This window comes from Pedobacter sp. HMWF019 (assembly GCF_003061025.1).
Lineage (GTDB): Bacteria > Bacteroidota > Bacteroidia > Sphingobacteriales > Sphingobacteriaceae > Pedobacter.
Window position 1 is genome coordinate 1 of the sequence record NZ_QAIL01000290.1, and the last position, 13,231, is coordinate 13,231.

Sequence of the window (13,231 nt, forward strand, 5' to 3'; positions counted from 1 at the left end):
TCTCCTTTGCATTCAAAAAGAAGTATGGTTTGGTGCCCTCATTATTAAGTAAATTGGAGAAACATCTGTAAGAATAAATAAAAAAGAGGGCGTATTATTTATATTTTTTTCATTTTATTTAGATTGATTCCATTTAATACTTAGCTTTGGGCAAAAAATACAAAGCTGTGTTTGATAGTAAGCCCAAACTTGACCCGAAGGATAAGAAACTCATCCAGCATATGGATGGAGCAGGCTTTGAACATCTATACCGTACCTATTGGAAGAAAGTATTTAGTATCATTTATCACTATACCAACGATAAAGAAATCTCCAGTGAAATTGCACAGGATCTGTTTGCTTCTATTTGGGAACGCAGAGAAAAACTCGTCCTACGAACCACAATAGAGCAATATCTCTTTCGCGCAGCTAAACTTCAGGCTTTCGATTACCTCAGAACGAGTATACGCCATAACCAATTGCTGGAATGTGCACTTCAAGATTATTGCGGTGCACATAATTGTACAGACGAAAAAATAGCTTACAACGAGCTTCACGGAAAACTGAATTTACTGGTAGACCAATTGCCGTGTCGCTGCAGGGAGGTTTATCGTTTAAGTCAGCAAGAAGGACTTAATAATAAACACATCGCTTCTGCCCTATTGATTTCTGAAAAAACCGTTGAATATCATTTATACAAAGCTATTAGCTTTTTAAGGACTAATCTTGAAACTTTCCAGACAAAAAAATAAAAGAAATTAGATGGATATCAGTTGTTTATAGTTTTTTTATTTTTTTTATGATTTCTACCTAGGAAAATCTCCTGTTTATACAACTTGTTTTTAGAAGGCTTTATACAGGCCTTGGAAAACCTTTATGGAAATCAATAGAGATATTATTCAACGTTATCACCTGGGCTTATGCAATCCAAATGAAATAGCCATTGTAGAAGCATGGTTAGAGTCGGACCAGGTGAGTATGACATTTCTGGAAGGCGAAGAACTTCAATTGTTGGAAGACGCAGGTTGGGAACAACTCGGAGAACATTTAGAACTGAAGCAGAATCACATTGTTGAGATTCCCAACAAAAAGCTAAAAATCCGTCGATTTCGTTTGGGCTGGCAAATCGCAGCCAGCATTGGCTTCCTACTGGGGATCAGTGCAATTTATTTCGTGTATTATTCCAGTTTACAGAAAAATAAAGCTGGTCAAGTCAGCGCTAAACTGATTTATAGAGAAATCCATACAAAAAAAGGTGAAAAACTTCAGGTAAGCCTGCCGGACGGTACCCAGGTGTGGATGAATTCTGAGAGTACATTGCACTTTCCCAAGCAATTCGCAAAAGACCAAAGGTCAGTTAGTTTTAGAGGGGAAGCTTATTTTAGGGTTACTAAGAATCCAAAGAAGCCATTTATCATCACTTCGGAACGGGCCAGAATACAAGTACTCGGCACCAGATTTAATCTACGGGATTACGCCAATGAAAAATTAAGCTGGGTAGTTGTAGAAGAAGGAAAAGTCCGTTTTTCTGGAATAGCCGCAACAGAGAACCTAATACTCACCGCAAACCAGAAAGGTGTATATGAGCCTGGTGCGCAATCAGTACTCACTTCACAATTGGTTTATAATACCGCCAAGTATATGGATTGGAAAGATAATAAACTGGTTTTAGACAATCTCACACTGTTGGAAATTTGTCCAATAATAGAAAGATGGTATGGTGTTAAACTGTTAATTGTCGATGAAGAATTAGGCAACAGACGCTATACCGGTAGCTTTGAAAATCCGGGCATCAAACAAGTTGTGGAAAGCATCTCTTTTGCTCTAAAATCTAAATGCCGTCAGCATAACAACACATGGACCATCTCTAAATAAAATAGAAAAACCCGGGTTCGGTCGCCAAACTTCATCCCGGGCTATCGCCAATCAATTCATCATTAATCAACAACAAACAAAAGTATGTACAAACTGTGTACCTCAAAGAAAAAAATCACAACAATCCTACTATTGCTAAGCACTGTCTTTTTATGGCACCCTTTATTTTCGCAAGACAGGGAGAACTCTGTTTTGGAAAAAAACATTAGTATCCAAGCTAATAACCTTAGCTTGAGTGACGCTCTGGAAGCTATATCAAGTAAAGCTTCAGTAAACTTCTCTTATAGCAGCAGTCTGCTCAATTTACAAAGAAAGGTGAACCTCAACTACTCAAACAGAACTTTAAAAGAGATTATCACAGAACTTCTCGGACGTCAGCTAAAAGGACTGAGCGTAAACGGAAAGCAAATAACAATACAAGTGAGCGGTCCTGGAGGCAATATAAAAGGCAACGTAAAAACCAGTGATGGAAAACCTGCAGCGTATGTTACCGTAACGATTAAAGGGTTAAAAAGTACCCAGGTAGATGCTCATGGAAATTATCACTTTAAAGACATTGAAGAAGGAAATTACACCATGACCAGTAGTTATATAGGCCTCAGTACTCAGCATAAGCAAATTACTGTAGCGTCATTAGAAACAGCTGTAGTCAACTTTACATTGGCAGAAAATAGCGAGCAACTCAATGAAGTAAAAGTCAATGGCAAAAAAATCAATAAATTCGTTACCAGAAAGAGCGAAACTGTAGCTAAGCTACCACTCAACAACCTTGAAAATCCTCAAGTATATACAACTATTACTAATTCGCTATTTAATGAACAAATTACTACTGATTTGACTGATGTTCTAAAAAATACGCCAGGAATACTCAAAATGCAGGGAAGTATTGGTCGAAGTGGTGATGGAGCTGTATACTACAATCTTCGGGGTTTTCCTACCCGTATTTCTATGATAGATGGTATTGCGGGTCAAACCAACGGCGATATTGATCCAGCTAACATAGAGAAAATTGAGGTTGTAAAAGGTCCGTCGGGCACTCTGTATGGTGGTTCACTCACCACATTTGGTGGGCTCATTAATGTTGTAACAAAGAAACCTATAGATACATTGGGTGGCGAGATTGGCTATACCACTGGAAATTACAATCTGAATCGACTTACTGCAGACATTTATGGACCTGTAAATAAAGATAAGAATCTTTTGTTTCGGATTAATGCAGCCTACCATAAACGGTCGAGTTTTCAGGATGCTGGATTTAGAAAATCTACATTTATAGCCCCTGTTATCTCCTACCGTTTAAATGAAAAACTTGATCTAAGCTTAAACGCAGAATTTTACGATTATGAGGGCACAAATCCATCTATCGTATTCCTGCACCGCACTAGAAAATACATAGCCACCACACCACAGGAACTCAACTATGACTGGAACCGCTCTTTTACTTCTAATGACATCACATTGAAAGCTCCGGCCACAAACATCCATGGACAGTTGAATTACAAAATTAATGACAGCTGGACATCGCAAACCAGTGTAGCCAGGAATACGCGTAAAACCGACGGTATGTATCAGTATCAATTTATAAGGGGTAAAACCAGTGATGATCTGGTAGAACGGAACGTACAGTTGCAAAATTATGAAGGTACTTCTACGGCTGTACAACAAAATTTTAATGGGGATTTTAAGCTCGCAGGCATGCGCCATCGGATAGTAGCCGGGTTGGACTATTTAAACCAAACAACCTATAATAACAACTCTGCCATTGTGAAGTTTGACACGGTAAGTGCTATAAATGGAAAACTTGCAGAGCAATATGGTAACCTTACCCGGGCAAAAGCAGAAGCTAAAATTGCTGCCATAACTGGTGTAGGTACAGCTGGAGCCGTAATCAAAAATTACAATTCCAGCAATATTTATAGCATATATGCCTCCGATGCAGTGAACCTAACAGATCAGCTGCTAGCTATGCTTAGTCTTCGTGTTGATCGCTTTCAAAGTCTTGGAACTATCAACCTGGCCACAAACTCACAGCAAGCAAACTCGAAATACAGCCAGACTGCTATTTCTCCAAAGTTGGGGCTCGTTTATCAAATTGTAAAGGAAAAAATATCCCTATTTGGAAATTATATGAATGGTTTTAGCAACGTTGCGCCGGTTTCTCAGCCGCTTGGTAATATTTCAGGAACATTTAAGCCGCAACAAGCCAACCAGTTTGAAGGTGGTGTCAAGATGGATGTTTTCAGCAATCGGTTAAGTTTCACCGCGAGCTACTATAACATTAAAGTTAAAGACGTTACGCGTGACCAAACAGTAAGGGTCGAAGGTAAAGATTACAATATTATTGTGCAGGACGGTACTCAGCTTAGCAAGGGAGTTGAACTGGAATTAATTGCCAATCCTCTTATTGGTTTAAATATTATTGCGGGTTACTCTTACAATGACAGTAAACTTATCCGTTCTACAAAAGAACTGGAAGGTAGAAGACCTGCTTCTGCAGGGCCATCCAATCTGGTCAATTTCTGGGCAAGCTATGTGCAACCAAAAGGTCAGCTCAAAGGCTTGGGTGTTGGATTCGGTGGAAATTACGCCGGTAAATACCTGTCAGGAAATTCATTGACAACTGGAGTGTTTACTTTTCCTGCATACACTCTTCTAAATGCGACTGTTTTTTATGATACCCGCCGCTGTCGTGTCGGTCTAAAAGTTGACAACCTGACTGATAAACTTTATTTCACCGGACAAGGGGTATTAAGTGCTCAAATGCCAAGGACCATATCAGCTAATGTTACACTCAAATTTTAAGAATGCCATACGTCTCTTACACCTCTGGCTCGGATTAATATCCGGGCTGGTGGTGTTTGTTCTTGGGCTCACCGGATCTATTTATGCCTTTTCTGACGAACTCAAGGAACTGTGCTATAAACAAAGGCTCTATGTCGATACCGTACCGGAAGCATCCCGGCTGCCCCTAAATCAGCTGGTGAGAATTGCAGAACAAGCAATGGGTAAAGACCGTAAAATATCAAGAGCTGAACTTTCACAAAAAAATGATCGTACCTATATGTTCCGGGCTATGAAATTAAATCGTAAGGCATTCGGGTATTGGAGGTATTATGTGTACTATGATAAGGTGTACCTTAATCCATATACAGGTAAAGTTGTATACATAGAAAATGCCAAGAACGAATTTTTCACCATTATTCTTGCGTTGCATATGAATCTCCTGCTTGGTGACCAAGTAGGTCATTTTATAGTCCGTTGGGCAGTAGTATGCTTTGTTCTGCTTTCAATTAGCGGTATTATATTGTGGTGGCCAAAAAAGTGGAAACTTAAACAGCTCAAGAAAAGCTTTCGTATTAAATGGAAGGCAAAATTTAAACGTTTAAACTACGATCTGCACAATGTTGCTGGCTTTTATGCCTTTCTTGTTCTAATTCTCATCGCACTCACTGGATTAATGTGGTCCTTTAACCTTACTACGGAAAAAAGATCAAAATTACAGTCCGATACCACCCAGCAATTAACAAAAATGAAAGACAACATTATTCTTCAGCAAGCCCTACAGAGATCTCCCGAAACTGCCTACTTCTTGTATAATTTTCCGGCTGCTAAAAGTGGCACAACAGACCTTTCTGCTTACCAGAGTAACACTAATCTTTATGATCGCGTACAATACCGATTTGATCAGTATAGCGGAAAATTATTACAACAGGGGCCTGAATTCAAAGATCTAACCATTACTGCTAAAATCATCGCCCTTAATTACGACCTCCATACAGGAAGCGCCGTTGGTTTACCTGGAAAATTTATTGCATTTCTATCCAGTCTAATTGCGGCAAGTCTGCCAGTAACCGGCTTGTTGATTTGGTTAAACAAGAAAAATAGGTGACGTTTTTGAAAAATTCTCTATTAGTAATGAATCAAACCAAAAATCAGGCTCAATCCAATGATGTACAAAACATTTAATTTAAACTTTTTCATCAGGATCAAAGAAAATGCAATCCAACCAAGAGCGTAAAAATCGATAGAATGAATTGATACTCCTTTTGGAAAGACGACATCTCTACCCAAAAATAAAGTAAGGTTTAAAATCACACCCACCACGGCCGCGGTTACAAAACCAAGTATGGACCCTATAGCTTTGTTCCCATGCGTTCTTTCTATAATTGGGCCTCCAACAAAAATAAACAGGAATGAAGGGAGAAAGGTTAGAAAAGTAGTGAGTAATAGTGCTCCAGCCCCCATGAGCATAGAACCCGAAAAGTGATTGTAAGCAGCCATAAACCCAACATAACTTACAACAATAATGAGGGGGCCAGGCGTGGTTTCTGCTAAAGCAAAACCATCAATCATCTGCATTTTACTTAACCAGTTTAACTTGGTGACGCTAAACTGGGCTACATACGGCAATACGGTATAAGAACCACCAATTGTAAATAGCGCAGTTTGTGTAAAGAACAAACTTAATTGTTTCCAAAAACTGAAATCAACTGCAAAGAAATAGAAGGCTGTTATCGGTATCAACCAAAGCAGAATAAAGACTATAGTACTTCTAACGGACTTTTTAATTGTAGTATCCGACCCCAATGCGATAGAGTTTTTATTGAAATAATAGGCGCGCTCATCAACAGTTGTTTCCTTGTTAACTCCATTTTTTTTATCCAGCAGACCCGGGAGAAATTTCCATACTACGATACCCCATAGTATTGCGCCAGTAATAATCATCAACATAGATAAATTAAAAAAGAAGATACAAATAAAAGCAAGGAATGCCACTAATACATGTAGGGATGTGTGTAATGCCTTGTTGCCAATGCCCAATAGAGCAACTATAATGATTGCGATGACAGCCGGTTTAAATCCATTGAACATAGCAAACATCCAGGGTTGGTTTCCAAAATAAACGTAGAACACGCTTAATAGTAGCAGGATAAACATAGATGGTAGCACAAAGAGAATACCTGCAATAAGCCCTCCTTTTAAACCATGCAATTGCCAGCCAATATAAATAGCCAATTGCTGTGCTTCTGGACCTGGTAATAACATGCAAAGACTTAAAGCATGAAAGAACCTGCTACTGCTGATCCATTTTCTTTTGGTGACCATTTCATCATGCATGATGTTTATGTGGCCAACTGTTCCTCCAAAACTGATCCAACCCAATTTGAACCAGAATTTTAGAGCGTCTTTGAATATGGGGGGCTTATGTTCAAATGAGCTCATCATCCGGCAATAGTACTTAAAACAAAATCAAAAATCAAAGCTTTACCGGGGTATATTTTTGATTTTAAATAAGGTGTTTTTTAGTTGGTTTAAGACTACATCTCAATATTGAATAACCTCCTATATATGTGCTTATAGATAATTGACCTGGCGATCTTAGATCAGTTTTTACCCGAAATCAGAGAGTTCCAGCAATGAGAATGGAGGAAAGCCGAATTTTCCTCCATTCAATAGCCAATCTAATCAACTGAATTAGCCTTCTTCGCTATTCTTCATTTTCATCAATATCGTATACGCATTTTTAGTTACGATCTGACCAGATGGCAAGTCCGATTTTACTTCCACAAAACCATTCATGGTTTTTCCAATTTCTACAGGTGTTAACCTATAAATGTGCGATTCCACTTCAGTGAACAGATAATGTTTATTATCAGACTTCACAATCGCTTCTTCAGGAACACTCCATACTTTAGCTTTATCCAGCTGGATTTCTCCATTCATAAACATTCCTGGTATTAATTCTTTTGGAAGTTTATCCAGGTGGCAGTGTAACTCGGTATTTCGTTCCTCTCCTATATTTGGTGTAATCAAGTGAATTGTTGCACCGTATTTCAACCCCGGATTTTTATTCGTCCAGCACAAAACTTTCTGTCCTGAATTTAAATTTGCTGCATCGTTTTCAAAAACGGTAAGCTTCAAATGCAGGTTATTAGGATTGATCAACTCGAATAAGATATCAGTTGGGTTTACATATTTGCCCATATTTACATTAACCTTAGTAACATATCCGCCAATCGGAGCATAAATATTGATCCTTTTGCTAATGTTATTTTCATTTAATCTGGACGGATCAATATTGATCATTTGGAGTTTTTCACCTAAAGCCTTAAGCATGACCTTTTGGTTTAAATATTCGCTTTTTGCCTGTTGGAATGACTTGTCGCTACTTGCCTTTGTACTGTTAAGCTCTTTTTGGCGGGCAAAATCCACTTCCAGAAAACCAAGTCTGTTTTTCGCGGTAAGGTAGTCTTGCTGAAGCTGAATAAATTGGTGATCTTCCAATACAGCCAATAACGCGCCTTTTTTAACCTTTTGACCAGGTAATAATGATGCTTGTTTCAAATATCCACCCATTGGTATGCTAATTGAAACTATATTCTGTGGTGGTACATCAATAACCCCATTAACTTTTAGAGTGGTATGCATCTCCATTTCCTGGGGCAAACCAGTTAAAATCCCCGCATTTTTTACCTGCACCGCAGACAATTCTACTACGTCATTATTTATCTTTTTACTTTCACTTTTTGCTCCTGAAGTGGCTTTGTCCTCTTTGGACTGCTCACTGCAGGAAGAGAAAATGGTCATCAATATTGCGGTGATTAAAACGCTTGCTTTCATGTATAAATTTTTATTAGTTAATAGCACTTATTTTTTCTACTTCAAAAGCAGCCTCATTAAGTTGTTGTACAGTATTAAAATATTCACTTCTAATTTGGATAGCCTGATTAATTAGTATTACCCAGTCCAAATAACCAATCTCACCTGCATTGAGCTTGAGTGTTGCGGTCTGAATAATAGATTTTGCATTAGGTAGCATGGTAGCCTGGTAAGATTTTACTAACCTGTTACTTTGCCGGTATATATTTACTGCAGTCTGAAGGTCTGACTGAAGTTGCTGCATAACCATATCTGCTTCAAGTTTGCGCTGACGGATCAAAACATTTGAAGCCTGAATCCTGGAATGCTGAGCACCCCAAAATACAGGAATACCTATCCCTACATTGACCGAGGAAAAGCGATTTCCACTACCATAATACTTTTCCAGATTCTGATTTGTTGTCTGCCAGCCGATAATAGTTGAACTATTATAGCCCGCATTAAAAGACGGCATAAGCTTGCTTTTCTCCAATTTATGCTGTTGTTGAGAGAGTAGAATTTGCTGCTTCTGCAACTGAATCACAGGACTACGTTCAATATAATCCCGATCAGGTAAAGTGGCCAGGTGATAGATAACTTCATCTGAGAATGGCTCTACTTCATTGTTGATGTTCAGTAATACCCTGAAGCGATCCTGAAGCACCTTGTAATCCGTTTCCAAAAACTCTAATTGGTTAAAGATCTGCACGCGCTGGTTTTCAGCCGTAGTCTGTTCCAGTACATCTACATCCCCAACCTTAAAACGTTGTTTTGTCTTTTGAAGGAAATGAGCATAAATGCTATCTGTTTCTATTAATAGAGCTCGTTTCTGTTGTAAAACCAATATACGATAAAATGTCTGCTTAACAAAATTCTTAATATCCAATTCCTTTTGTGCCGCGTTTGTTTCACTAATCTTAATGCTGGTCTGGTTAATGCTACCCAGATGCTTATAAACACCAGGGAATTGAATAGCCTGGGATATGGAGAATCTATTGTCGTTTATCGTACTATTAAACTTCCCATACTCAAAAGTAGCATTGGTTTTTTCCAGATCAAGGTTACTCTTTTTCAGTGCCTGGTAATATCCAATTTCTATTTTGGAAATCTGTAGAGAAACATTGTGTTTTAATGCACTGTCTAAGGCGGCTGTCAAAGAGATTTTTTCCTGGGCATGGCTTTCAGAAATTCCAAATCCAAGAATTATAAATAGCGATACAACCAGCTTTCGTGGTTTAAAATAACCGAAGCCCTTTTCAAATAGGATATATAACATAGGTAAAACAAATAGGGTAAGCAGTGTAGAAATAATCAATCCGCCAATCACGACCGTGGCAAGAGGTTTCTGTACCTCCCCTCCTGCACCCGTACTAATGGCCATAGGAATAAACCCTAAAGACGGAACAAGCGCTGTCATCAATACAGCCCGCAATTTAGATTTAGTAGCATGGATCACAATTCTTTTAACATCGGTCCAACCCTCGTTTTTAAGACGATTGAACTCAGAAACCAACAAAATACCATTCAAAACCGCCACGCCAAACAAGGCAATAAAACCAACTCCTGCGGAGATGCTGAAAGGAATATCTCTGATCCATAAAGCAAGAACACCTCCAATAGCAGATAAGGGAATAGCAGTATAGATCAAAAGGCCTTGTTTTACAGAACTAAATGCGAAATAAAGCAACAAGAAGATGAGCAATAGAGCAATAGGAACTACGATACTTAAACGGGCTTTGGCAGCAGTCATGTTTTCAAATGAGCCACCATATTCAATCGTATATCCCTTTTGCAACTTCAGTTGTTGTTCGACTTTTTGCTTGAGTTCAGTTACAATTGACTGCACATCGCGCCCACCCACATTAAAGCCCACGATAATCCGCCTCTTGGTATTTTCTCTTTGTATTTGATTAACACCTTCTACTTCTTCTATGACAGCTACTAAAGACAGTGGTATTTGTGTGCCTTGTTTGGTGGGAACAAGTAAATTCTGAACATCTGATGTGCTTTTTCTGGCATCACCTGCGAGGCGAACTACCATATCAAAACGTTTTTCCCCTTCGTAAACTTGTCCGGCAATCTGACCGGCAAAAGCAGTATTCACCACCCGGTTAATATCACTTACGTTTAAGCCATACTTTGCCATGCCATCTCTGTTGTACTTAATGACCACTTGAGGCATACCTGTTACCCTTTCTTCATAAATGTTGACGGCACCCTGTACTGTTTGAATGATATCATTGAGCTTATGGGCGTAATTAGCCAGGGAATCAAGATCTTCTCCAAATATTTTGCAAACCACATCCTGTCGGGCGCCTGTCATTAATTCATTAAAGCGCATTTGAACGGGAAATTGGAAACCGACGGTAATGCCAGGAATTTCCTCCAGGGCCTTGGTCATCTTAGTACTTAACTCACCGAATGAACTTGCAGATACCCAATTCTTCTTATCCTTAAGGATCACCATCATATCAGCAGCTTCAAAGGGCATAGGATCTGTTGGTACCTCTGCGCTTCCCACTTTGGTCACTACTTTTTCTACTTCCGGAAATCTGGTTAACAAAATTTTGGAAGCTTGTTGGGTGGAGTTGATCGTGTTATTTAGATTACTACCTGTCAGCAATCTAGTCTCCACAGCAAAATCACCTTCTTCCAGTTGCGGAATAAATTCTCCTCCCATGCGACTCAAAATCACTATTGCAACAACAAAAAGAGCAAGTGTAAGCGCAATAATAGTTTTAGGAAAAGACAGTACTTTATTCAAAACCGGTTGATATTTTCTTTCCAACCAGATCATGAGTTTATCCGTAAAGGTTAAATCATGCTTTAACTTTTTCTTTAAACACAATGCGGCCATCATTGGCACGTAAGTAACAGAAAGTATAAATGCGCCCAGAATAGCGAAAGCAATTGTAAAAGCCATTGGCTTAAACATTTTACCTTCAATGCCTTCCAGAGAGAGGATTGGTAAATAAACAATCAAAATAATGATCTGGCTAAATACAGCTGATTTAATCATTGATCCCGTAGATTTACTCACTTCCGCATCCATTTGCTGCTGATCAATTCTGGTCATCCCCCTAAAATATTTTGAATGTGAAAAACGGTGAAGAATTGCTTCCACAACAATTACAGAGCCGTCTACAATCAATCCAAAATCTATTGCTCCAAGACTCATTAAATTTCCCCCAACACCAAACATATTCATTAGGATAATGGCGAAAAGCATAGAAAGTGGAATTACAGAAGAAACAATAAGTCCGGCCCGAAGATTACCTAAAAAGAACACCAATACAAAGATTACGATAAGTGCCCCTTCCATTAAATTAGTTTCAACTGTTTTAATGGCATTGTTTACCATTTTTGTTCTGTCCAGAAATGGTTCAATAACCACACCTTCAGGTAGCATTTTTTGGATTTCAGCTACTTTGTCCTTCACCCGTTTTATCACCACAGAAGCATTTTCGCCTTTTAGCATCATCACAACTGCACCAGCTACTTCGCCTTTATCGTTATAAGTCATTGCTCCATAACGAATTGCAGATCCGTATTGAACATCTGCTACATCTCCCATTAAAACGGGCATTCCGTTGTTCAGGGTCTTTACCACAATCTTTTGAATATCTTCAATCGTAGAAGTCAGACCCTCACTACGGATATAGAGAACAGTCGGGCCTTTTTCAATATAGGCACCACCCGTATTTTGGTTATTCCTCTCTAATGCATCAAAAACATCTGCAATAGTAAGGTTGTATGCTTTTAGTTGCTGTTGCAGAACGGCAATTTCATATTGTTTAAGCTTGCCACCAAAGCTTGACACCTCTGCAATTCCCGGAGTTCCAAGGAGCTGCCTTCTTACAATCCAATCCTGGATAGTTCGCAACTCAGTCATGTCGTATTTATCTTCAAAACCCTTCTTCGGTCTAACCACATACTGAAATATTTCACCAAGTCCTGTAGATACCGGTGCCATTTCAGGACTTCCCGATCCTTCCGGAATATCCTTTGTAACCTGTTGTAATTTTTCGCTGATCTGTTGTCTGGCCCAGTACACATCGGTATCGTCATTAAAGACGATAGTGACGAGTGAGAGTCCAAACCGGGAAAAGCTTCTGATCTGCTTTAGGCCAGGAATGCTACTGCAAGCTTGTTCAACTGGAAAGGTAATGAGTCTTTCTATGTCAGGAGCGCCAAGCGAAGGCGAAACAGTGATCACTTGTACCTGATTATCTGTAATATCCGGAACGGCATCTATTGGTAGTCTGGTTACTTCGTAAGCGCCCCAACCAATAAGGGCAAATACGAACAAACCAATGATTAGCTTGTTCCTTACGGAAAAGCCAATAATTTTATTCAGCATAGTTTTTATTTATTGTACTTAAGAAATTGATCATATAAACTATCTCATGCAGCTTTTTAGGTTAACCGCAATAGATAATAATTTTATAAAATGTAAATAACAAAAACTAGACCTGCGGAGGCCGAAAAAGAGATTCCAGGAAGGGTTGTAAAAACATACAATCTCTAAAAACAGGTTTTATGCTATTAATTGAGCATATATGGGGTTTGTTAAATCGTGTTTTTACTAATGGAATTGCTGGTTGGTTAAAAGAAGAATCCACCTTTTTAAAAGGCAATTTCATATCTTGTTCCTGGTCATCATCATTCAAGTCCTCGCCCCAATAATGAAGACTTAAAAAGTGCATCACACTAATACCTGCATCTCTCTGCTTATGTT

Annotated in this window: 8 protein-coding genes; 4 read left to right on the forward strand and 4 right to left on the reverse strand. The window is 38.8% G+C overall.

Annotated features, from left to right (window positions below; translation table 11 throughout):
* Positions 1–146 precede the first annotated feature (146 nt).
* The 4 genes from DBR11_RS16595 to DBR11_RS16610 all read left to right on the forward strand — a co-directional run bounded on the left by DBR11_RS16595 (position 147) and on the right by DBR11_RS16610 (position 5,743).
* Positions 147–731, forward strand: a complete 585-nt coding sequence (locus tag DBR11_RS16595; RefSeq protein WP_108553771.1) for an RNA polymerase sigma-70 factor — start codon at positions 147–149, stop codon at positions 729–731.
* A gap of 124 nt (positions 732–855) precedes the next feature.
* Positions 856–1,854: a FecR family protein gene (locus tag DBR11_RS16600; protein WP_108553772.1), complete on the forward strand. Its 999-nt coding sequence runs from the start codon at positions 856–858 to the stop codon at positions 1,852–1,854.
* A gap of 231 nt (positions 1,855–2,085) precedes the next feature.
* Positions 2,086–4,656 carry a TonB-dependent receptor gene (locus DBR11_RS16605; RefSeq protein ID WP_233260790.1) on the forward strand — a complete coding sequence of 857 codons (2,571 nt, stop codon included), beginning with the start codon at positions 2,086–2,088 and terminating at the stop codon, positions 4,654–4,656.
* Positions 4,637–5,743, forward strand: coding sequence for a PepSY domain-containing protein (locus tag DBR11_RS16610; protein WP_108553774.1), 1,107 nt, complete (start codon positions 4,637–4,639; stop codon positions 5,741–5,743). Before DBR11_RS16605 ends, DBR11_RS16610 begins: the two co-directional genes overlap by 20 nt.
* Positions 5,744–5,763: 20 nt before the next feature.
* On the opposite strand, the gene chrA is transcribed toward DBR11_RS16610, so the two are convergent.
* The 4 genes from chrA to DBR11_RS30190 all read right to left on the reverse strand — a co-directional run.
* Positions 5,764–7,080: a chromate efflux transporter gene (gene chrA, locus DBR11_RS16615; protein ID WP_108553775.1), complete on the reverse strand. Its 1,317-nt coding sequence runs from the start codon at positions 7,078–7,080 to the stop codon at positions 5,764–5,766.
* A 249-nt stretch (positions 7,081–7,329) separates the two neighbouring features.
* Positions 7,330–8,475: an efflux RND transporter periplasmic adaptor subunit gene (locus DBR11_RS16620; protein ID WP_108553776.1), complete on the reverse strand. Its 1,146-nt coding sequence runs from the start codon at positions 8,473–8,475 to the stop codon at positions 7,330–7,332.
* A 13-nt stretch (positions 8,476–8,488) separates the two neighbouring features.
* Complete coding sequence (locus tag DBR11_RS16625) at positions 8,489–12,853, reverse strand: CusA/CzcA family heavy metal efflux RND transporter (RefSeq protein WP_108553777.1); 4,365 nt, start codon at positions 12,851–12,853, stop codon at positions 8,489–8,491.
* A gap of 106 nt (positions 12,854–12,959) precedes the next feature.
* On the reverse strand, positions 12,960–13,231 hold a 272-nt coding region (locus DBR11_RS30190; RefSeq protein ID WP_108553778.1), incomplete at its 5' end, for a hypothetical protein.